Below are 20,523 nucleotides of genomic sequence, written 5' to 3'. Positions count from 1 at the left end.
GTACGCGACCCTGTCGGCATCCTGTCCCGGGCTACTTCTGCGCCTGCGCACGGCGAGGGATCCCGGGGCAGCAGCTACGCCCTCGGGAGTAGCCGACAGGGTCGCCCGGTGCGGGTCAATCCTCCGGGACGTAGAGTCGCAGGTCGTCGATGTGGGCGCTGCCCTCGTAGAAGTTCATGTGGGGCTGGCCGATGAGGAAGTAGTCGGGGTAGGCGGAGCCGTCCGGCCAGACGTCCTCGTCGACGTACGTGCCCTCCGGCGAGGGGTAGGTCCAGTCGGTGTTGTGCTCACCGGAGTACTCGTCGGCGGTCTGGTTGTAGTGCCAGACGGGGTGCTCGCCGTCGTCGAAGGGGCGCTCGTAGCGGAGGGTGTGCTCGCCGATGTGCCGGAATTCGCCGGAGACCTCCAAGACGTAGTGGCCGTCGCGGCGCTCGACGGCGAAGACGTAGTCCCGGTCGGGCATGGCCTCGGGGACGAGGTCGGCCTGGCTGACGATGCCGCCGCCGACTTCGGTGCCGCACTCGCTGTCCATGACGTACTCCGTGCCGGGCTGGTCGTCCCAGCGCCGCTCGTCGGTCATGAAGAGCATGTTCACGCCGTTGCCGCTGCCCCATTCGTAGGGCTGGAGCTCGCCGGAGTCGGCGTCGCAGTAGCGCAGGCCGTCGCCGGTGAACTCGTAGCGGTTGTAGCCGTCCATGACGACCTTGCGGTGGTTGTGGATGAACACGTTGTTGCGCGGGGCGGGCCGCTCGTAGTCCATGATCGACAGGAAGTAGAAGCCGTTGGAGTCGGTGGTCACGTCGTGCCACTCGCACTCCGGCGGGGTGAAGTCACCCGACGCGCCCCAGGGGAAGTTGGTCTTGCAGTCAGAGGGCTCGTAGCCGTTCACCTTGCCGTCGTAGTCCCATTCGCCGTCCCGCTGGCCGCCGAAGTCGATCGTCTTCAGCGTGACCTCGACCCGGTACTCCTCGGGGAGTTCGTCGGTGGAGCGCAGGACGACACCGCCGTCGTGGGAGGGGTTCTCGAACAGTCCGGCAGGCCCGGAGCCGGGAACCTCGTCGCTGGAGAAGGCGGGCTCGTCGCCGTCGGTGTCCCCGCGCTTGGCGAGTTCGGCCGTGAGCCAGCCGTCGTCGCCGAAGGAGAACGAGCGCCGGTACAGGTCGATGCTGTCCAGGTGCTCGTCGAACGACGGGCCGCCGATGGTGCGGAAGTAGTCGCCGTCGTTGTCGTAGCCGTCCACGTCGTAGGGGCTCGACGGGCCGTCCTTGTCAGGGAACCACCCGGTGTCGTCGTACTGCGCGACCTCTTCGAAGCCTTCCTCATGGACCAGCTGCCAACCGTTGCCCGGGCCGCTGCTCAGTTCCCCGTCCGAGCCGGTGTCCGCGGCCGAGGCCGCGGTCATCGCGGGTCCCGCGATGACGGCAGCAGCCACGGCACTGGCCCAGCGCATCACCTGACGTGCCATTCCACCCTCCTCAGGGCGCGTTCGTCTCCCGAAGCACTCAGCTTCCCCCGGCGGGGACGGGAGCACCATGGGGGCGCGCCAAAGAGTTCGGGGCGTCAGTGCCTCGAAGGATCCGTCGGGGGAATCCCCTCGGGGGTGCCGAGACCGCTGGTTCCCGGCGCCAGGTTTCCGGCACGACTCGACTAGTCGGTCGCGGCTTGCTGACTGTGCGCCACCCGGTTGAGTGCATTGAGGCCGGCCTCGACGCTGGGGTGTTGTGCGCTCCCGCGCCGTACACAGGTGATGATCCGTCGAGACGGTCTCGCAGGACCCGTGAGGGGCACGCGAACCACCCGATGGTCCGCAGGGAGGGGCACCATCCTCGGAATCAAGCAGAGGCCGAGGCCTTCGGAGACCAGTGCTGAGACCGCGTACCATTCTTTGGCTTCGTGGGTGATGCGAGGAGTGAAACCCGCCGAGGCACATGCCACGGTCAGGAGCGCATGCGTGTCGTTGTCGTGGCGCTTGGCGATCCAGGGGTCGGACGCTGCTTCGGAGAGCTGAACGCCATCCCGGGCCAACGGGTGGCCCTCCGGAACCAGAAGATCCTGTGGATCGTCGATGAGCGGTTGCTGGTCGAAGCGCGCATCGGAGCGGTGTGGTGAATCCGGGGTGGGCAGGGCCACCGCGATGTCAGTCTTCTCAGCCGCCAGAAGGCGATAGCAGTCCGCGCTTTCTTCTTCCCTGATCAGGGTCTCGATCCCGGAGTGCGATTCCCTCAGGCGGGTGGCGGCGGGTGCGATGTATGCAGCGATCGCTGAAGAGACGCCGCAGAATCGGAGCTGACCAAGCGCAGCCCTCGTAGATGCGGCAACCTGAGCTTTGGTCTCTTCCCAGAAGGCGCTCATCTCCTGGGCCCTGTGCAGCAGCAGATGAGCGGCAGGAGTCAGTTCGACCCCCCTTCCCTGCCGCTCCAGCAGATCGGTGCCGAGTTCGGTGGATAGTTGGCCGATCTGCTGAGACAGGGCCGAGGGGGTGAAGTTCAAAGCTGCGGCTGCCGCGGTGACGGTGCCGTGCTCGGCCACGGCCTGTAGGGCCTTCACTCCACGGACTTTCATCATGTAGCTAGATTACATGGTTATCTCCATTTAGTGTTGATTGACCTTAATGGATCCCTGGGATGAGGCTGGGAGCATGACTAGGTTTCCCGCCTCGGTGCTGGTGCTGGGCAGCGTGCTGAGTGTGCAGTTCGGCCAGGCCCTGGGCAAAGGCCTGTTCGAACAGATCGGCCCGGCAGGCGTCGTCGCGCTGCGTCTGGGCCTTGCAGCAGTGGTGCTGATGGCCGTGGTGCGCCCAGCACTGCCCAGAAGCCGTGGGGAACTGGGATTGGTGCTGGGCTTCGGCACCGCCATCGCGGGCATGAACCTGGTCTATCCCGCACTGGTGTACCTGCCACTGGGACTGGCGACATCCCTGCAACTGCTGGGGCCGATCACGTTGGCCCTACTGACATCTCGGCGGCTACGCGATATCGGCTTCGCCGTCGTCGCCGGTGCCGGACTGTGGCTGTTCTACCGCCCAGCCGAAGCGGACTACGCCCTGACAGGACTGCTCCTGGCTCTGGCCTCAGGGGTGTCGATGGTCGCCTACTTGCTGCTGAGCAGGCGCGCCGGTGCAGGCACCGTTACGGCCGCTCCACTCGCGTGGGCCCTCATATGGGCAGCGGTACTGACCGTGCCCGCCGGAGTGGTCGAATCCGGATCCGGGCTGCTCACACCGTGGGTGCTCTTCATCGGGCTGGTCGTAGCGGTTCTGGCCTCGGTTCTGCCCTACTCATTGGAGCTGGCCGCGCTGCGGCGCATAACGCCCCGCACGGTCGGTGTGATGCAGAGTCTCGAACCCGCGGCTGCCGGGCTCGCCGGGACACTGATCCTTGCTGAGTACCTGAGCCCCCTGCAGTGGCTGGCGCTGGTATGCGTCGGGGCGGCCAGCGCAGGAGCCGTGGCGTTCAGCAAGTCCGCACAACCTGGGGATCAGGAACCAGGTGCATCTGAACAGGCCGGTGGGACAGCAAGGAGAGCGTGATGACCCTCGGTCTTTGGCTGGCGTAGGAATCGCCCGGTACCGGAGATGTCGCAGGCTCTGTTCTTCAGCCCCGCCGAGTGGGCGGCCTTCGTCCTGGGCACCCGCGACGGCGAGTTCGATATCCCCGAGGAGTACCTGAGCGAGGAGAAGGCCGCTGTCCAGTGAGGCGAGGCCGGGGCCGACGCCACCCGGGTTCTCTCCCCGCTGAGCTGGCACGTGCCGCCCGCGGAACTCAGTAGTCGGCCAGCGACGGACCATCGGAGCATCCGTCAGAGACCGCTACCCGCAGTTCGAGTCCCTGGCCGGTCGTTGGTAAGCGCCCTCGCGGTGAACCCGGCGCAGCTCCCGGGGGGAGATCCCGAAACGCTGCCTGAAAGCAGTACTGAATGCGCTGACCGAGGTGAAGCCGCAGCGGTGTGCCATCTCGCTAATCGAGACCTGGCTGAAGGCAGCGCTGGTGAGCCGGTCGCGCGCCAGCGCGAGTCGCTCCTCACGGATGACCTCCCGGGGTGTGGTACCCGCCTCCTTGAGAGCCAACTGGACTTGCCGCAGAGACCATCCCAGCGCCCGGGCCATGGACTCCCCATTGAGGTCGCTTTCCTCGGCATGCAGCCGCACGTAGCGGTGGACGGCCGCTTCGACCTGGGCGAGTTGCCCAGACACCGTCGGGCGGGCGTCCCCGGCCAGGACCAGGCACAGGAGCTCGACCAGGCGGTCGGCCACCGCGTTGAACTCCGAAGGGGTGAGGCTGCGGTGCTGGTCGAGGAGACTGTGCAGCAAGCTGTGTACGACGCTGCCCAAGCCGGTGGTCAGATCCAGTGGGTGTGCGACGGTGGCGGGCCCGTTGATCCGGGCGTCGATCTGGTCGCGGTCGAGGGTGAGGGCGACCTGCTGAGCTTGGACCGTGTTGTGAAGTAGGAACGGTTGGGAGAAGGTCAGCAGAGAGGCCGTGCCCGTGGGCAATCGCACTTGCCGTGACGCCTGATCCAGGGTCAGCACACCGGAGAGGGGCACGAGAAGCCGATAGGAGTCACAGCCGTCTTTACGGATGTGTGCGTGTTTCCTGCGGTACACGACCGAGTCGGAGGACCAGCTGACGAACTGGTGCAGGGCCGTTCTGCCTCGGAAGGCCTGTGCCCGGAATTCGCGCCCCTCGGCGAATTCGTAACTCATCAGGCACTGGTAGTCGGCGATCAGGTCCTGCCACAACCCCATGGCGTCCTCACCGGACATCCCCAGCGTGGACGTGCTCTCGGGACGGACGGTGGCTACCTGTCGCCGCTCCTCCGAACCCGGTGAGGGCACGGCGAAGTCTCCCCAGTCTTGCGGTCGGTCAGTCACGGAGTCGTCCAACAGCGACCGGTCCATTGTGCTGCCTCACCACCGATAGGTGTCAGGTCGGTCCATTGTTCCGCAGTGTCGCCACTTCTAGCGTCGAAGTCAACGCTCGAGGTGAGAGTTGTCGCACAACCATAGCTGCTGGGTGCGCTCTCTATGTGGCTTTTGCTCATCGGAAGGATTATGGAATGGATCTTGCGACACTGATCAGGAAGGGTGTCCGGGCATTTGCGGACAACCCGGCGATGTTGTGCGACGGCACCGTGTTGAGCTACGCCGAGCTGTATCAGCGGGCGTGCAGGCTCGACAACGCGCTCCACGGCCTCGGGGTCGAATCGGGCGAGTGCGTGGCGACACTGACCGACAACAGTCCCGAGACCGTGGAGCAGATCCTCGGTGTGGCTCTGGGCGGGCGGGTACGGTGCTCGCTGTTCACCCACAACAGTCCTCAGGTCAACGCTGCCCTGCTGAACGATGTCGGTGTCTCGGTGTTGCTCGTGCAACGGCGGCACTACGAGGGAATCGCTCCGCACCTGGGCTCAGTTTCCGGTTTGCGCCACGTGATCGTCTTCGACGGCGAGGTACCTGAGGGCGTGCTCGACTACGAAGAGCTTATGGTCGGCGCCTCTACAGCGGACCGGGGGGTCGGAGTCGATGCGGAAAAGCCCCAGACCATTCGCTTCTCGGCGGGTACCACCGGCCGACCCAAGCCCATCATGCACTCGGTGCGTGCCTGGACCGCGGTGGGCACGGAGATGCAGGCGGCCCTGCCCCAGATGACACCGGGGGACCGCTACCTCATCGCGGGGCCGCTCACCCACTCCAGCATCATGATGATGCCTGCCGTTCTCACGGCGGGTGGCTGCCTCGTACTGCTGCGTGCGTTCGATCCGGACGTGTTCCTCAGGGCCATCGAGGAGCACCACTGCACCGTCACCTTCGGTGTGCCCACGATGGTCCAACTGGCCGCGCAGCACCCCTCCGTTGCGGAGTTCGACCTGAGCACGTTGCGGCTGTTCGTTTACGGGGGCTCGCCCATGACCGAGACCGCCTCGCGCCAGGCCCGGCAGGTGTTCGGCGACATCCTCCACCAGATCTACGGCCAGAGCGAGGGCGCTCCTCTCACCCACCTGCCCGACGAGGATCACAGGGCGCAGAACGGCAAGTGGCTGCGCTCGGCCGGAAAGCCCACGCCGAACACGGTCATCACCGTCGTGGACGCCGATGGCAAACCGGTGCCGACCGGCCAGGTCGGTGAGGTCGCCGCCCGCACCCCGACCGCGTTCACCTCGATCTGGGGCCACCCGGAGGCGACCAAGGAGCGCAAGCTCTCCGACGGCTCGGTCCTGACCAAGGACATGGGCTACCTCGACGAGCACGGATACTTGTTCCTCACCGACCGCAAAGAGGACATGATCATCTCCGGCGGACTCAACGTGTGGCCCGCGGAGGTGGAGAACGCCCTGGCCGCCCACCCCGCCGTGCGGGAGGTAGGGGTCGTGGGCATCCCCCACGACAAGTGGGGCGAGACTCCGATGGCCCTGGTCGTACCGGTCCAAGGGGCCGAGGTGACCGAGGACGAACTGATCCAGTGGACCAGGGACAGGCTCGGTTCTGTCAAGCGGGTCACCCTCGTCCGGTTCGGTGAGGAACTGCCCAAGACCGGGCTCGGCAAGGTGGCGCGCCGCCAGGTGCGCGAGCTCTACGCCCCCAAGAGCACGACCCAGGAAGGGTGAGTGCTCCTATGCGACGCGCCTTCGTCGTGGGCGTCGGGATGACCGAATTCACCAAGCCCGGTCGGACCGAGTCCACCTACCCCGAACTCGCGCACACGGCCGGTACGGCCGCACTCAAGGACGCGGGGATCACCTACCCCGAAGTGGAGCAGGCCTGTGTCGGCTACGTCCATGCCGATTCGACCGCCGGCCAGCGGGCGGTCTACGAACTGGGCATGACGGGCATCCCCGTGATGAACGTGAACAACAACTGTGCGAGCGGTTCCTCGGCCTTGTTCTACGCCCGCCAACTCGTCCAGGGCGGGTTGGCCGACTGTGTCTTGGCGCTGGGTTTCGAGCAGATGCAACCCGGTTCGCTCGGGGCTTCCGCGCACCCGCACGTCATCAACCCGGTCGACAGGTTCGTCGAGGTGGCTGCCTCCCTTCGTGAGTCCACGGGCGCACCGATCGTGCTGGATCTGTTCCGCGCAGCGGCGCTGGAACACATGGAACGGTTCGGCACCACGGCCGAGCACCTTGCAGCGGTGGCGGTCAAGAACCACCGCCATTCCGCGGACAACCCCTACGCCCAGTTCAGGGACGCCTACTCGCTGGAGGAGGTCCTTTCCTCCACCCTGGTCTGCGACCCCTTGACCAAGTTGCAGTGCTCGCCGACCTCGGACGGGGCCGCGGCAGCCCTGATCGTCTCGGAGGACTTCGTCGACCGTCACGGCCTGGCCGGCCAAGCGGTCGAGATCCTCGCGCAGGAGATGGCCAGCGACACGGCTACCACCTTCGAGTCGGGCAGCGTCCAGGACATCGTCGGCCGGGACGTCTCTGCCAGGGCGGCGCGCGCCGCCTACGAACAGGCACAGCTGGGCCCGGACGAGGTCGACGTCATCGAGCTGCACGACTGTTTCTCCATCAACGAGATCCTCACCTACGAGGCCCTGGGGCTGTGCCCCGAGGGAGAAGGCGGCAGGCTCATCGAGCAGGGCGCCACCGCCCACGGGGGCACGTGGGTCGTCAACCCCTCTGGCGGACTGATCTCCAAGGGCCACCCCCTCGGCGCGACCGGCCTGGCCCAGTGCGCCGAACTCAGCTGGCAACTGCGCGGTCAGGCCGCCGGGCGGCAGGTGAACGACGCCCGTGTCGCCTTGGCACACAACCTGGGCATCGGCACCGCCGGCGTGGTCACCCTCTACAGAAAGGCCGAAGTATGAGCGAGTCCACTCTCCGGTCGGACCTGGTGCTGTTCGAACGCAGGGGCCCGGTCGCGGTCTTGACGATCAACCGCCCCGAGCGCCGCAACTCCTTCGACCGGGACACCGCCTATGCGATGGAGTCTGCCATCGACCGGTTCGAGGACGAGGACGAACTCCGCGTCGCCGTGATCACTGGCGCAGGGGGTGTGTTCTGCGCGGGCCAGGATCTGATTGCAGCGGCCCGGGGCGAACTCGGCACGACGCAGCGGCGCGGAGGGGGCGGTCTGATGAAAATGCCGCCGACCAAACCCCTCATCGCCGCGGTGGAAGGATACGCGGTGGGCGGCGGGCTGGAGATCTGCCTGGCCTGTGACCTCCTGGTCGCCTCGCGCACGGCCAAGATGGGCATGCCCGAGGTCAAACACGGTGCCCTGGCCATGGGGGGCGGGCTCTTCCGCCTGCCCCGACGCCTTCCCTATGCGGCGGCGATGGAACTAGCGCTGACGGGCGCCTCTTGGCCGGCCGAGCGCTTGTGCGAACTCGGCCTGGTCAACCGGCTCGCCGAGCCAGAATCCGCGCTGGATGTGGCCCTGGAGTTGGCCGAGGAGGTGGCCGCGGCCGGCCCGGTCGCGGTCACGGCGAGCAAGGCCGTCATCCGCGAGAGCAACGCCTGGTCCGACACCGAGAGTTGGGATCGCCAGGACACCTACGTCACACGAGTTCTGCACTCACAGGACTACCGCGAAGGGGTGGCCGCGTTCGGAGAAAAGCGCGCCCCGGTCTGGAAGGGACGCTGATGACAGATCAGGAAGAGGGCGCGCTCCGCCTCGGGCCCGGGGTCGCACTCGTGACCGGCGCGGGCCGGGGCGTGGGGCGCCAGGTCGCCCTGGACCTGGCCGCCGCCGGGGCCGATGCGGTCGTTGTCAACGACGTGAGCGAGCAGCGCGCCGAGATGGTCGCCCAGGAAATACGCGAACAGGGTGTGCCCGCGCTCGGAGCGCCATGCGACGTCGTGGACTTCGCCGCGGTGGGTGAGATGTTCACCCGGGTGCGGAAAGAGTACGGTCCGATCAGTGTCCTGGTCAACAACGCCGGGAACCAAGGGGGCAGCGGCGCCGCGCCACCGGCGATGCCGTTCTGGGAACAGGGACCGGAGCAGTGGGATCCCTCGATCGGGGTCAACCTGCACGGTGTCCTGAACTGCAGCCGGCACGCGATGGCCCAGATGGTCGAAGAGGGTTCCGGCGGCCGGATCGTCACCGTGATTTCAGATGCCGGGCGGGTCGGCGAGGTCGGCGGGTTGGAAGCGTACTCGGCCGCCAAGGCCGGCGCGGCGGGCCTGACGAGGGCCCTGGCCAGGGCCGGAGGACGCCACCTGGTGACAGCGAACAGTGTCGCCCTAGGAGCTACACGAACTCCCGCCACGGACGGCTTTCTAGGCGATGAGGAAACTAACAAGCGTGTGCTGTCCAAGTACATGGTGCGACGGTTCGGTGAGCCTGCGGACGCCTCAGGGATGATCGTGTTCCTGGCCTCGACCGCAGCCGGTTGGATCACCGGCCAGACCATGGCCGTCAACGGCGGATACTCGGTGACGCTGTGAACGGCCGGGAGATCGAGATGTCACTGTTCAGTGTCGAGGGAAAGACCGCTGTGGTCACTGGTGGCACCAGCGGCATCGGCAGGATGATCGCCGAAGGACTCGTCAAGGCCGGCGCCCGGGTGATCGTTTCTTCCCGCAAGCCGCAGGCTTGCGAGGAAACGGCGGCCGAACTCAGCCATTTCGGTGAGTGCGTGCCCGTGCCCGCGGACGTGTCCGCCGAACACGGCGCCGTCGCGCTGGCCGAAGCCGTGCGGGAACGATTCGACGGCCTGCACATCCTGGTCAACAACGCGGGAACGACCTGGGGTGCGCCCCTGGAGGACTTTCCCGACGCCGCCTGGGACAAGTTGGTCAACCTCAACCTCGTCGGCCTCTTCCGGCTCACCGTCGCGCTCCTTCCGTCCCTGCGGGCCACAGGCTCGGATGAGGACCCTGCGCGGGTGATCAACATCGGCTCCCTTGCCGGAACCAAACCCACCGACCTGGAGAACTACGCCTACAGTGCGACCAAGGCCGGGGCGCACATGCTCTCGCGCCACCTCGCCCGCCGTCTGACCGGGGACCACATCACGGTCAACACCATCGCCCCCGGGTACTTCGCCAGCAGGATGAGCGCGTTCATCCTTGAGGACCAGGACGCCCGGCAGGAACTGGAGGCCTCCATCCCCCGCGGCAGAACCGGCCGCCCCGAGGACATCGTGGGCACCACCCTGTTTTTGTCCTCACGCGCAGGGGCCTACCTCACCGGTACGCTCATCCCGCTGGACGGCGGGGTCAGCGACTGCACGTGAGTTCGGGCGCGGACCCGGCTCAGGCCCGGTCCGCGCCGACCAGCGGCGCGAGTTCGACCGCCACCCGCAGGGACAGGCTCGCCGGGTCGACGGTCCGCCCCAGGAGTTCCTCGATGCGCTCCACCCTCTTGATCACGGTGTTGTGGTGCACGTGGAGTCTGCGGGCCGACCTGGTGGGACTGGCGAGTTCTTCCAGGTAGACCCGCAAGGTCTGCAGCAACCGTGGCGAGGTGGCGCTTCCGGATGCGAGCTGGCCCAGTTCCCGGCTTACGAAGGCGTGGGCCGAAGCCAGGTCCCGCGAGGCCAGGGAGATGACGGCTACGTCGTCGAAGAGGAGCGAGCCGGTGGCTTCGAGGGCGCCGCTGACGCGCTTGGTCTCCAGAGCATCGGTGTGGGTGGCGCAGAACCCGGCGAAACCCTCGTGGGGGGCGCCCCAGGCCATGTGGGTCCCGGGAGGAAGGGGTTTGTCCCGGGCCACGGCGCGCCATTGGTCGCCGGGGCAGGTGAACCAGCCGAACACGGTCCGGGTGCCGATCGGCACGCTCAGGTGCTGGCGCGGCCTGAGCTGCTCGCAGAGGGTGGTGCCGATCCCGTCGAGCCGGTCGAGTTCGGAAGGGTTCTCCACCCAGGCGACGTAGCCGACGTGGACCGCGTTGAAGTCGTACTTCAGTGCCCGCTCGGCCGTGTGCTGGTCGGTGTTGGAGGCCAGCACATCCAGCACCACCTCCGAACGGCGAGAGGCTGCGCGCCTGTCGAGCAGGGTCCGCTCACTGGTGTAGGAGTGCGAGGTCTGCTGGATCGCTACCTGGAAGTAGTCGAAGAGGTACTCGGACACCCTTTCGAGCACCTCCGCGCGACGTAGGGCGGGCAAGCTGTAGCGCCCGGTGCGCAAGGCCCCCATGATTTCTCGCCAGAGCGTGGAATGAATGCGCTCGAAGGAGCGCAACAGCACCGATTGGGACACCGTCTCGTGCCGGGCCAGGGCCCGCGTGTACCGATCCAGGACCGACGGCAGGGCTACCCGTCCCCGTTCCGCGTGATCCTGGCAAGCGCCCAGGGCTTGAAGGTGGACGTGGACCGCTTCACCGATGAGGCGGTGGGCGTCGTTTCGACCGATGGCCAGCTCCGGCAGCTGCCGGGCCAGCTCTTCGCGTGTCAATTCCAAGAGCCGGTCTGATTCGCGGGCGAGCCAGTACGCCATCCACGCCATCGGCTCCTGAGGGGGGTCGGAACTTGTCGGTGTGATTTCGCTTACTCCTGGTCGGCCCATGGCAGCTCAAGCTATTCACGGCGCCGCCGCCTGACATGCGCTCACGCGCAGAGAATTTTCGCTCGTGCGCATCGTTCCGGTGCTGGTCGTGGCGCGAATGCCGGTTGTTCGCTGACGCCACTGAACAGTGGTCCTCACGCCCATTGAGGCTCGTGCGTCTTGTGACAAAGGTAATACCCACGCTCCGGTTCGGGGCGGTGCCCGGCAGGTCGCGGCGCTGGAGAGGAGAGACATGGCGGTTACGACCATCGACATTGATACGGGAGGCACGTTCACCGACGGCTTCGTCGTACGCGACGGTGTCGCCCACACGGTCAAAACACTGACGACCCCACACGATTTGGCCGTGTGCTTCCGGAACGTGATGGAGGCAGCGGCCCAGACTCTGGGGACCACGGTCCGGGGCATGCTGCGTGAGACAGCGTCCATCCGGTACGCGACCACCGTGGGAACGAACACGGTGATCCAACGCAGCGGCCCCCGTCTGGGGCTGATCGCCGACGGCGACGTGGACGTGGAACAGGAGAAGATCAGCCTGTTCGTCGACCCGAGCATGGTCGCCGAGGTCGACCAGAGCGAGCAGAGCCGACTGCACGCAGTCCGCTCGCTGTTGGGTGAGGGGGCCCGGGGTCTGGTGGGCTCCTCCCAGGAGGGCGAGGTGGCCGGCCGACGTGATGCGGAGCGTTCCCTGGCCCAGCTCTTTGCCGAGCACTATCCACGGCACTGCCTGGACTCGGTGCCGCTGCTGTTGTCCTGTGAGGTGACCGAGGACGAGGATGCCGCGCGCGGCAGGGCGACGGCGCTGTTCAACGCCTACGTCCACCCCGACGTGGCCGATTTCCTCTACCGCGCGGAGGACTACCTACGCGATCAGGGCTATGCCCGCCCGCTGCGGATCGTGCACAACGACGGCGGCGCGGCGCGCGTAGCGCGCACCGTGGCGGCCAAGACCTACAACTCGGGTCCGACCGCGGGCCTGCTGGGGGCTCAGGCGGTGGCCGAGCATTACGGGATCGAGAACATGGTCACCCTCGACATGGGGGGAACGAGCCTGGACCTGGGCGTGCTGGAGCGGGGCGCGATCCCCATGCACGAGCACGGCCTGGTCGCGGGTGTTGAGATCTCGTTCGCCCTGCCCGCGCTGGTCCCCCTGGGGGTCGGTGGCGGTTCGATCGCCTGGCTGGATGGATCCTCGGTACGCGTGGGCCCCCAGAGCGCGGGGGCCCAGCCTGGCCCCGCCTGCTTCGGGCGCGGCGGTGAGTCCCCCACACTGACCGACGCCGACGTGGTGCTGGGCATCCTGCGTCCGGAGTCCTTCCGCGCCACGGGGATGCAGATCCAGGTGGATGCGGCCCGGCGGGCGTTCGAGCCCATGGCCCGGGCGAGCGAGTGCACCATCGAGCAGATCGCCCAGTTCGTGCTGGACACGGTGCACACCGACGCAGGCCGGCGCCTGGCCGCCGAATTGGCCGACCGGGACCTGGGTCCGGGTTCGGTAACGGCGCTGGCTTTCGGCGGCAACGGCGCCACGCACTGCGCGTCGATCGCCCAGGCGGCAGGCATCACCGACATCCTCATCCTGCCCTTCTCCCCGGTCTTTTCCGCGTTCGGCGCGTCCACGGTCGACATCCGGCATCGCCACCAGGCCAGGGCCGAGGAGGCCGACGAGCAGGCCCTACGGCGGCGGGTGCTGCGCGACATGCGCGGCGAGGGCATCAAACAAGAAGACGTGACCCTGCAGACGCAGGAGTACGAGCACGAGGGGGCTCGGTGGATTGCGGTGGAGGGCACCCACGAGCTGCCGCACCTGGAGCTGGGGCGCGGGCCCGACGTGACTCCGGGCCCGGAGCCGACGAGGACGGAGTCGGCGACCGTGCACTGGCCCGACTACGGGCCGCTGACGACCACGGTGATCCAACGGGCGGGGCTGGCCGGCCTGGGCACGGTCGAAGGCCCGGCCCTGGTTGATTCGCAGGACACCACCTGCGCGGTCCCGCCGGAGTGGACGCTGAGCCTGGACGAGCACGGTGCGATGCGGCTCACGACCGTCAACGCAAGGAGTAAGTGATGGACCGGCGTCTGCGGGTCACCGAGTACCTCTACATCGACCTCGATGCCCGAACCTGGCACTGCGAGCGCTGCGACCGCACCCTCGGTTCGGCCGACGACGATTACAAGCGCTGCCTGCGGCTCTACGACCGTGATCCCCGCGACATCTACCCTCCGGGTTTCGACGGCGAGCACACCTACGCCCCCGACCCGGCCTGGTGCCGGATCGTCGAGTACTACTGCCCGGGCTGTGCAACACAGGTGGAAACCGAGTACCTGCCGCCGGGCCACCCCCTGACCAGGGACATCGACATCGATGTGGACGCCTACGCAGCACGTGTCAGCCACGGGGACCAGAAACAGGTGCGATAATGGAAATCAACGTCGACATCGGTGGGACCTTCACCGATTGCATGGCCACCACCGACGGGGCAGGTGTGGTCACCGCCAAGGCCATGACCACCCACCACGACCTGTCCTTGGGCTTCCTCCGGGCGATCGACGACATCGCCGGCTCACTCGACCTGGACGTAGACGAGCTGTTGCGCCGCACACGGATGATTCGGTATGCCACCACGCTGGGGACCAACGCCCTGATCGAGCACACCGGACCGCGGCTGGGTCTGCTGACCACCAGGGGCCACCGGGACATCGTCCCCATCGGTCGGTGCCGGCAGTGGGCGGACGGCTTGCCCACCACCACCGCCCGAGACCTGTCCCGGGCCCAACGCCCCACCCCGCTCATCGAGCCCGAGCAGATCGTCGCGCTGACCGAACGCGTGGACTACACCGGCAAGGTCATCATCCCCCTAGAGGCGGAAGAGATCCGCGAACAGGTCCTCGACCTGGTGGACCAGGGCGTTCGAGGCTTCGTGGTCTGCCTGCTCAACGGCCACGTCAACCCCGAGCACGAACAGCTGGTGCGCCAGGTCATCGAGGAGGAATACCCCAACACCTACCTCGGCCGCTTCCCCACGATCCTCTCGCACGAGGTCTCGCGCCGCGCGGGGGAGTACGCGAGGTCGATGACGACCACGATCGACGCCTACCTGCACCGATTCACCTCCGACCGGTTGTCGGCCCTGCGCGACGAACTGCGCGATCGCGGCTACCGAGGCGAACTCCTGCTCGTGCACAACAGCGGCGGCATGGGCGACCTGGCAGGGACCACCCCCATCCAGACCGTGCACGCGGGCCCGGTCGCGGGCCTGTACGGGTCCCGGCACCACGCCCAGACGCTGGACCTGGACAAGGTCGTCACCACAGACATGGGCGGCACCTCCTTCGACATCGGGGTCGTCGTCCGCGGCTCCGTCCGATTCATGGATTTCAACCCGGTGATCGACCGCTGGCGCGTCCAACTGCCCATGATGGACATCAGCGCGATCGGCGCCGGCGGCGGTTCGATCGCGCGCCTGGACCCGATCGCCGGGATCGCCATCGGCCCGGAGTCCGCCGGATCCACCCCCGGACCTGCCTGCTACGGGCAGGGTGGGACCGAGCCGACGGTCACCGACGCCAACCTCGTCCTGGGCTACCTCGACCCGGTCAACTACCACGGCGGCCGGTTGCCCCTGGACCTGCGCCGGGCCGAACGGGCGATCTACCGCCGTATCGCCAAACCCCTGGGTATCCCCACCCGAGAGGCGGCCCGACAGATCCGCAGGCTGGTCGATGAAGCCATGGGGGCGGAGATCTTCAAGGAGATCACCATCAAGGGCTACGACCCGCGCGAGTTCGCCGTGTTCTCGTTCGGTGGCGGCGGGCCGATGCACGCCTGCGGATACGCGGGGGCCCTGGACGCGCGCGAGGTCGTCATCCCACCGCACAGCTCGGTGTTTTCCGCATCAGGCGCCGCGGGCCTGGAACGCATGCACATCTACGAGCAGTCGGTGTGGATGCCGCTGTTCAACCCGTTGACCAAGCAACTGTTCAACGACCACGAGCGCTTCAACACCATCGTCGAGGACTTCCACGACGACACGCTCACGGACTTCAGCGGCCAAGGTTACGGCCCCGAGGACATCCGAACGTCGGTGGAGTTGGACATTCGCGCCGCGGGCCAACTAACCGTGGTGACCATCACCAGCCCCGTGACACGCATCGAGGGCCGCGACGACGTCGCCGCCGTCATCAAGGCCTACTTCGCCGAGTACGGCGACCGGTTCGGTGACCTGGCCCTGACCCGGGAGACCGGCGTGTCCATCGACGCGATCCGGCTGCGCGCGTGGATACCGCGTCCGGCTCCCCGCCTGGCGGAGTTCGCACCCGCCACGGGCGGTGTCCAGGACGCTCTGAAGACCTCACGCGAGTGCTGGTGGGAGGGCGAGCCGGAGGCACTGGCGACCAATGTCTACTACTACGCCGCCCTCGAACCGGGCCACAGCGTGCAGGGGCCCGCGATCATCGAGGCCCCCGACACGACCATCGTGGTCGAACCCGGATGGCGGGGCGAAATGGACCAGAACGGCTTCTTCAGGATGCTTCAGGAGGACAGGTCATGAGCACGACCGAACCGAGCGCCGATCATGCGTCGCAAACCGGCGCCGAGGACTTCCTGACCGACCTCCTCGACAACCAACCGGTGATGTACGGTCCGGACTCCGAACTCACCGAGGAGTACCGGCTGCGGCCGCGGACCCCGCGCGAGGACCAAGCCCTGGCCTCGATCACCGATCCGACCGACCTGGCCATCGGGCTGAGCCGGACGGAGGCGATCATGGAGTCCTCGATGGAGATGCTGCAGCAGATCAGCGCCTCGTCTGCGGCCAAGTGGGGCGACCTGATCATCGGTATCTACACCAAGGAGGGCGACTTCTCGATCGCCACCTCCAGTGGTGTCAACATGTTCTCGGCGACCACCTCGTCCGTGCCCAAGTTCATCAACCGGTACTGGGCCAACGAACCGACGGTGGGTATCGCCGAGGGCGATATCTTCTACCACAACGACGCCAACTACGGCGGCACCCACAACCCCGACCACACGCTGCTGCTGCCGCTGTTCTGGGAAGGCGAGCACGTGGCCTGGATCGGGGCCATCGTGCACGAGGGCGAGAACGGGGCGGCCGAAGACCCGGGCGGATTCGCGTTCCGGGCGACCACCAAGTACGGCGAGGGCGTGCGCATTCCCCCCATGCGCATCGGCCAGGACTACGTGCTGCGACGCGACGTGGTGAACCTGTTCCAGAACCAGGTGCGCGACCCCATGCTGTGGCTGACCGACATCCGTTCCAAACTCGCCGCTGCACGCATGGTGGAGCGGCGGCTGCGCGAGATGATGGCCGACCGTTCACCCGAACTGCTCATCGCCACCATGCGCTCGGTCCTGGAATCGACCGAGGCCGAGGTCCGCCGGCGCATCTCCCAGTGGCCGGACGGCATCTACCGGGGTGTGCATTTCGGCGACAGCACGCTGTTGGAGGAGCGGTTGTTCAAGCTCAGCGTCGAATTCGAAAAGCGCGGAGACCGGCTGACCCTGCGCACCAAGGGCAGTTCACCCTCGATCGACCGGGCCCTGAATGCCCAGTCGCATTTCACGCGGGCGATCGTGGGAAATTTGTTTATGAATTTCCTTTACGGTGACCTGCCGCGCACCGCCGGTTTCATCTCGGCCCTGGATTACGAATTGGAACCGGACTCGATCCTGACCGCCAATGAGGAACAGCCCACCTCGCTGTCACTGGTGACCATGTTCGCCCTCAACGCCGCGCTGCACCAGGCGGTCACCAAGGCCATGTTCTCCGCACCCGGAGGGGCCAAACCCATGGCCCCGTGGTATGCGATGATCCCCACCCTGCAGTTCGGCGGGCTCACCCAGCACATGCAGATGACCGCCAACGCCTCGACCGAGATGAACGCCGCGGGCGGTGGTGCGCGGTGCGACCAGGACGGCGAGCACGCTGCAGGACCGGTCTTCGCACCGGTTTCCGACTGGGGTGAAATGGAGATCCGCGAGTCGGAACTGCCGATGTTCGGGCTGTGGCGTGACATCCCCGCGGACAACCACGGGTTCGGCCGATTCCGCGGCGGGGCCTCGGTCGAATGGGCCTACATGCTCTACGGCAGCCAGGCCTTCGCATTCGGCATCACCAGCACGGGTGGGCGCTTCCCGGTCTCCGGCGGCATGTTCGGCGGATACGGCGGGCCCTGCACCCCCTTGGTGAAGATTCGGCCCGAGGGTGGGGTGGAAGCGGTCCTGGAGTGGCTGGGCCAGGGCGCTAAAGGGCTGACCTACGAAGCCGCGTCCATGGTCAAGAACCGACCCCTACCGGGCGAGTACACGCGGAGCAACCCGGTGAATCCGGTCGACCCCCTGGTGGAGGGCGACATCTGGATCCAACGGGTCGGCGGCGGAGGAGGCTACGGCGACCCCCTAGAACGCGACCCCGCCGAGGCGATGAAGGATCTGCGCCGCGAACTCATCAGCCCCGAGGTCGCCCGCTCGGTCTACCACCTGGTCTGGGACGAGCAGAGCATGGAGCTGGACGCGGCCCGCACCGAGCAGGCCCGGGCAGCCGAACGACAGGAGCGGCTCGCCAGGAGCTCCTCCTACGACGACTTCGTCGCCCAGTGGCGCCGTAACGCTCCGCCCGAAGACGTCGGCTACCTCGGAAGCTGGGACTGGGAGGCCGACACCGGCGCCCGCGCCAGCCGTGCCGGTGCGCAGTAGACATGCTCTTCGCTCCGGTACTGAACGAGGTCGCCGCGAGGATGGCGACCGAACCGGTCAGCGTGTGCGAGGACCCCGAACGGGGGGCCTACCAGCTCAAAGAGGCCATCTCACTGGTGCGGCCCGATTGGGTCCTGACCCACCACGCCCCCGAGCTCGAGGCGAGTGCCGTGCGCGGCCTGGTCGCCGACGGCACCGCATCCACGGACCTGGGGGACCTGGTCGACACGCAGCTGGCCAGGACCGCGCCGGTCTCCCGGGTGGTCGCGCTGGTCGAGATCCTGGCGGGGCTGTACCCCAACGGCACGGTGGCGGTCTCGGTGACCGGTCCCGCGGGACTGTGCTCGACCCTCACCGAGAACCGCACCGAAGGGCAAGGCTTGGACGCCGACGTCCTGGCCGACTGCGGGGACGTGCTGGCCGAACTGGTCTCGGCCTACATCGCCGCGGGCGCGCACAGGGTCTTGGTGTGGGAGCCCGAGATCGGGGAGCCGGACCAACCGGACGTGGCCGATGCCCACGTGCCGCTCGTGCGCCGGCTGGAGATGCTCGGTGTACCCGGAGTCCTGTGCGGGGGTGCGGGGGCGAACGTGTCGGGGTATTCGGCGCACGCCTTGGCCCGTGACGGGCGCGGCGCGGCGTTGATCGCGCCCGAGTGTTTCCGGTCGGCGCCCGGGGCGGTCTCGTTCGCACAGCTGTGGCGTGAGTGGGCCGCGCAGACGGCCCCGCACTCGGAAGCCGAGCTGCCGTTGCTGGTCAGTGAGGGGCCGCTGCCGGCCGAGAGCGACATGAGCCTCTTGCGGGCCGCGGGCGAGCGCAAACGATAAGACCTCCACGGGGCGGTCGGCCCAGTGGAGCCGAGGAGCTGAGGAGTACGGACGTGACCACTGCAGGAGAGGCCGTGGCCAGGAGCGGGACCGTCGTGCGGCTGCGCCGCAGACCCGTGGGTACCCCGACCGAGGACGACTTCGAAGTGGCCCGGGAGGATGTGGCCCCGCCCGAGCCGGGACAGGTGGTGGTACGCAACGACTATTTGTCGGTGGACCCGTACATGCGCGGCAGGATGATCGACGCCAAATCCTACGTCGCCCCGTTCACGCTGGGCGAGGTGATGGAGGGAGGGGCGGTCGGTACTGTGGTCGCCTCCAGGTCCGCGGTCCTGCCCGTCGGAGAGTCGGTTCTGCACTACTACGGCTGGCGGGAGTACGCCACGGGCGGGGCGGACCGCTTCCGACGCGTGGACACCGAGACTGTGCCCGCTTCGGCCCACCTGGGCTTGATGGGGCTCCCCGGGCGAACGGCCTACTTCGGGCTCTTGGACATTGCGGCCATGCGGCCGGGCGATACGGTTTTCGTCTCGGGCGCGGCGGGCGCGGTCGGGGGACTGGTCGGTCAGTTCGCCCGGCTACGGGGGGCTCGCCGTGTGGTGGGTTCAGCCGGGTCGACCGAAAAGGTGGAGTACCTGCGCGACGAACTCGGGTTCGATGCCGCGTTCGACTACCGGGACGGTTCGGTGCGTGAGCAGTTGCGCGCCGCGGCACCGGAAGGGGTGGACGTCTACTTCGACAACGTCGGGGGTGACCATCTGCGTGCGGCGCTCTCGTCGATGCGTGTGTTCGGGCGTGTGGCCCTGTGCGGGGCGATCGCTGGTTACAACGACACCGAGCCGGCCTCGGGGCCGAACAACCTGGTTCTGGCCGTAGGCAAGCGGTTGAGCCTGCGCGGGTTCGTTGTCCACGACTTCGACGACCGCAGGAGCGAGTTCGAGGCCCAGGCCCGCCAGTGGCTGGCCTCGGGCCAATTGCGCCTGCGGGAGACCGCCGTGGAGGGGGTCGAGAACATGCCTCGCGCCTTCCTCGGGCTCTTCACGGGCGCCAACTTCGGCAAGATGTTGGTGCGCGTGTGAGGGGGAACTGCTCCTTCGCTCGGCACGACCCCTGATCGGGCATAAGCCACGCGACGTCTTCGTTCGTGAGGACGCGGTCATTGGTCGCCTCGGCCCGCTCCTGATCAGGGTCTCAGCACCAGCGGGTGTTCCCTTGGAGGAGGTCGATTTCCCCCGTCGTGTACCCGACCAGGTCGCCGCATGCCGAGCGGCGGGAATGAAACTCAGGTACGACCCGATCGAACAGACCCTGAGCACCGACGCCGGGAGGGGGGAGGATCGTGCTCTGGGTCTAGTACTCCAGTTGTAGATCCGGTTTGCCCTGACCTGGAACTATTCGCCGGAAATGACAGCACGACAAGCCTTTGATCTGGGGAAACACCAGACACACGGACGGCCACCGCGTGATCATCGATGGTTGTGAAGACAACGAAAACCCAGGCGGTGGCCGCTGACATCAGCGTAGCGG

Annotated in this window: 16 protein-coding genes and 1 pseudogene; 13 read left to right on the top strand and 4 right to left on the bottom strand. The window is 67.4% G+C overall.

Annotated features, from left to right (window positions below):
• Positions 1 to 115: 115 nt before the first annotated feature.
• Positions 116 to 1,465 (bottom strand): hypothetical protein, encoded by a 1,350-nt coding sequence (locus ACYVDG_RS15050; RefSeq protein ID WP_460751776.1) that lies wholly within the window; start codon positions 1,463 to 1,465, stop codon positions 116 to 118.
• Positions 1,466 to 1,647: 182 nt separating this feature from the next.
• Complete coding sequence (locus tag ACYVDG_RS15045; protein WP_460751772.1) at positions 1,648 to 2,565, bottom strand: LysR family transcriptional regulator; 918 nt, start codon at positions 2,563 to 2,565, stop codon at positions 1,648 to 1,650.
• Between the two features lie 73 nt (positions 2,566 to 2,638).
• Between ACYVDG_RS15045 and ACYVDG_RS15040 the strand changes: the two genes are divergently transcribed.
• Together ACYVDG_RS15040 and ACYVDG_RS15035 are read left to right on the top strand one after the other, a co-directional pair.
• The gene (locus ACYVDG_RS15040) at positions 2,639 to 3,529 is read left to right on the top strand and encodes an EamA family transporter (protein WP_460751769.1); all 891 of its coding nucleotides are present in this window, start codon (positions 2,639 to 2,641) and stop codon (positions 3,527 to 3,529) included.
• 57 nt (positions 3,530 to 3,586) lie between these two features.
• A pseudogene (locus ACYVDG_RS15035) lies at positions 3,587 to 3,691 on the top strand (DUF397 domain-containing protein); the annotation flags it as partial.
• Positions 3,692 to 3,808: 117 nt separating this feature from the next.
• Here the strand turns inward: ACYVDG_RS15035 and ACYVDG_RS15030 are convergent.
• The gene (locus ACYVDG_RS15030) at positions 3,809 to 4,870 is read right to left on the bottom strand and encodes an AraC family transcriptional regulator (RefSeq protein WP_460751766.1); all 1,062 of its coding nucleotides are present in this window, start codon (positions 4,868 to 4,870) and stop codon (positions 3,809 to 3,811) included.
• A 185-nt stretch (positions 4,871 to 5,055) separates the two neighbouring features.
• Between ACYVDG_RS15030 and ACYVDG_RS15025 the strand changes: the two genes are divergently transcribed.
• Genes ACYVDG_RS15025 through ACYVDG_RS15005 form a run of 5 tightly spaced genes read left to right on the top strand, consistent with a single transcriptional unit; the run spans position 5,056 to position 10,181 of the window.
• Positions 5,056 to 6,603: a class I adenylate-forming enzyme family protein gene (locus ACYVDG_RS15025; protein ID WP_460751763.1), complete on the top strand. Its 1,548-nt coding sequence runs from the start codon at positions 5,056 to 5,058 to the stop codon at positions 6,601 to 6,603.
• Positions 6,604 to 6,611: 8 nt separating this feature from the next.
• The gene (locus tag ACYVDG_RS15020; protein ID WP_460751760.1) at positions 6,612 to 7,805 is read left to right on the top strand and encodes a lipid-transfer protein; all 1,194 of its coding nucleotides are present in this window, start codon (positions 6,612 to 6,614) and stop codon (positions 7,803 to 7,805) included.
• On the top strand, positions 7,802 to 8,584 hold the full coding sequence (locus ACYVDG_RS15015) for a crotonase/enoyl-CoA hydratase family protein (protein WP_460751757.1): 783 nt from the start codon (positions 7,802 to 7,804) through the stop codon (positions 8,582 to 8,584). Before ACYVDG_RS15020 ends, ACYVDG_RS15015 begins: the two co-directional genes overlap by 4 nt.
• Positions 8,584 to 9,390 carry an SDR family NAD(P)-dependent oxidoreductase gene (locus ACYVDG_RS15010; RefSeq protein WP_460751753.1) on the top strand — a complete coding sequence of 269 codons (807 nt, stop codon included), beginning with the start codon at positions 8,584 to 8,586 and terminating at the stop codon, positions 9,388 to 9,390. Before ACYVDG_RS15015 ends, ACYVDG_RS15010 begins: the two co-directional genes overlap by 1 nt.
• Before the next feature lie 17 nt (positions 9,391 to 9,407).
• Positions 9,408 to 10,181 carry an SDR family oxidoreductase gene (locus ACYVDG_RS15005; RefSeq protein WP_460751750.1) on the top strand — a complete coding sequence of 258 codons (774 nt, stop codon included), beginning with the start codon at positions 9,408 to 9,410 and terminating at the stop codon, positions 10,179 to 10,181.
• A 19-nt stretch (positions 10,182 to 10,200) separates the two neighbouring features.
• Here the strand turns inward: ACYVDG_RS15005 and ACYVDG_RS15000 are convergent, their stop codons facing one another.
• A complete protein-coding gene (locus tag ACYVDG_RS15000) occupies positions 10,201 to 11,391 on the bottom strand; it encodes a PucR family transcriptional regulator (protein WP_460751747.1) in 1,191 nt (396 codons plus the stop codon).
• Between the two features lie 292 nt (positions 11,392 to 11,683).
• On the opposite strand from ACYVDG_RS15000, the gene ACYVDG_RS14995 reads away from it, so the two are divergent.
• The 6 genes from ACYVDG_RS14995 (at position 11,684) to ACYVDG_RS14970 (ending at position 20,075) form a co-directional block, all read left to right on the top strand.
• Positions 11,684 to 13,519 carry a hydantoinase/oxoprolinase family protein gene (locus tag ACYVDG_RS14995; protein ID WP_460751744.1) on the top strand — a complete coding sequence of 612 codons (1,836 nt, stop codon included), beginning with the start codon at positions 11,684 to 11,686 and terminating at the stop codon, positions 13,517 to 13,519.
• Positions 13,519 to 13,872, top strand: a complete 354-nt coding sequence (locus ACYVDG_RS14990) for an acetone carboxylase subunit gamma (protein WP_460751741.1) — start codon at positions 13,519 to 13,521, stop codon at positions 13,870 to 13,872. The genes ACYVDG_RS14995 and ACYVDG_RS14990 overlap by 1 nt, the downstream gene beginning before the upstream one ends.
• A complete protein-coding gene (locus ACYVDG_RS14985) occupies positions 13,872 to 16,004 on the top strand; it encodes a hydantoinase/oxoprolinase family protein (RefSeq protein ID WP_460751738.1) in 2,133 nt (710 codons plus the stop codon). Before ACYVDG_RS14990 ends, ACYVDG_RS14985 begins: the two co-directional genes overlap by 1 nt.
• The gene (locus tag ACYVDG_RS14980) at positions 16,001 to 18,169 is read left to right on the top strand and encodes a hydantoinase B/oxoprolinase family protein (RefSeq protein WP_460751735.1); all 2,169 of its coding nucleotides are present in this window, start codon (positions 16,001 to 16,003) and stop codon (positions 18,167 to 18,169) included. Before ACYVDG_RS14985 ends, ACYVDG_RS14980 begins: the two co-directional genes overlap by 4 nt.
• Before the next feature lie 2 nt (positions 18,170 to 18,171).
• Positions 18,172 to 18,996, top strand: coding sequence for a hypothetical protein (locus ACYVDG_RS14975; RefSeq protein ID WP_460751730.1), 825 nt, complete (start codon positions 18,172 to 18,174; stop codon positions 18,994 to 18,996).
• A gap of 74 nt (positions 18,997 to 19,070) precedes the next feature.
• Complete coding sequence (locus ACYVDG_RS14970) at positions 19,071 to 20,075, top strand: NADP-dependent oxidoreductase (RefSeq protein ID WP_460752066.1); 1,005 nt, start codon at positions 19,071 to 19,073, stop codon at positions 20,073 to 20,075.
• Positions 20,076 to 20,523 lie beyond the last annotated feature (448 nt).

The organism is Nocardiopsis oceani (assembly GCF_054777395.1).
Note: the sequence above shows the minus strand (reverse complement) of the source record. Positions and strands in the feature narration are given on the sequence as shown.

What these genes read in the sequence shown, in the direction of transcription:
- ACYVDG_RS15050 (WP_460751776.1), bottom strand. Translation starts at nt 1,465, where the DNA reads ATGGCACGTCAGGTGATGCGCTGGGCCAGTGCCGTGGCTGCTGCCGTC.
- ACYVDG_RS15045 (WP_460751772.1), bottom strand. Translation starts at nt 2,565, where the DNA reads ATGATGAAAGTCCGTGGAGTGAAGGCCCTACAGGCCGTGGCCGAGCAC.
- ACYVDG_RS15040 (WP_460751769.1), top strand. Translation starts at nt 2,639, where the DNA reads ATGACTAGGTTTCCCGCCTCGGTGCTGGTGCTGGGCAGCGTGCTGAGT.
- ACYVDG_RS15025 (WP_460751763.1), top strand. Translation starts at nt 5,056, where the DNA reads ATGGATCTTGCGACACTGATCAGGAAGGGTGTCCGGGCATTTGCGGAC.
- ACYVDG_RS15020 (WP_460751760.1), top strand. Translation starts at nt 6,612, where the DNA reads ATGCGACGCGCCTTCGTCGTGGGCGTCGGGATGACCGAATTCACCAAG.
- ACYVDG_RS15015 (WP_460751757.1), top strand. Translation starts at nt 7,802, where the DNA reads ATGAGCGAGTCCACTCTCCGGTCGGACCTGGTGCTGTTCGAACGCAGG.
- ACYVDG_RS15010 (WP_460751753.1), top strand. Translation starts at nt 8,584, where the DNA reads ATGACAGATCAGGAAGAGGGCGCGCTCCGCCTCGGGCCCGGGGTCGCA.
- ACYVDG_RS15005 (WP_460751750.1), top strand. Translation starts at nt 9,408, where the DNA reads ATGTCACTGTTCAGTGTCGAGGGAAAGACCGCTGTGGTCACTGGTGGC.
- ACYVDG_RS15000 (WP_460751747.1), bottom strand. Translation starts at nt 11,391, where the DNA reads ATGGCGTGGATGGCGTACTGGCTCGCCCGCGAATCAGACCGGCTCTTG.
- ACYVDG_RS14995 (WP_460751744.1), top strand. Translation starts at nt 11,684, where the DNA reads ATGGCGGTTACGACCATCGACATTGATACGGGAGGCACGTTCACCGAC.
- ACYVDG_RS14990 (WP_460751741.1), top strand. Translation starts at nt 13,519, where the DNA reads ATGGACCGGCGTCTGCGGGTCACCGAGTACCTCTACATCGACCTCGAT.
- ACYVDG_RS14985 (WP_460751738.1), top strand. Translation starts at nt 13,872, where the DNA reads ATGGAAATCAACGTCGACATCGGTGGGACCTTCACCGATTGCATGGCC.
- ACYVDG_RS14980 (WP_460751735.1), top strand. Translation starts at nt 16,001, where the DNA reads ATGAGCACGACCGAACCGAGCGCCGATCATGCGTCGCAAACCGGCGCC.
- ACYVDG_RS14975 (WP_460751730.1), top strand. Translation starts at nt 18,172, where the DNA reads ATGCTCTTCGCTCCGGTACTGAACGAGGTCGCCGCGAGGATGGCGACC.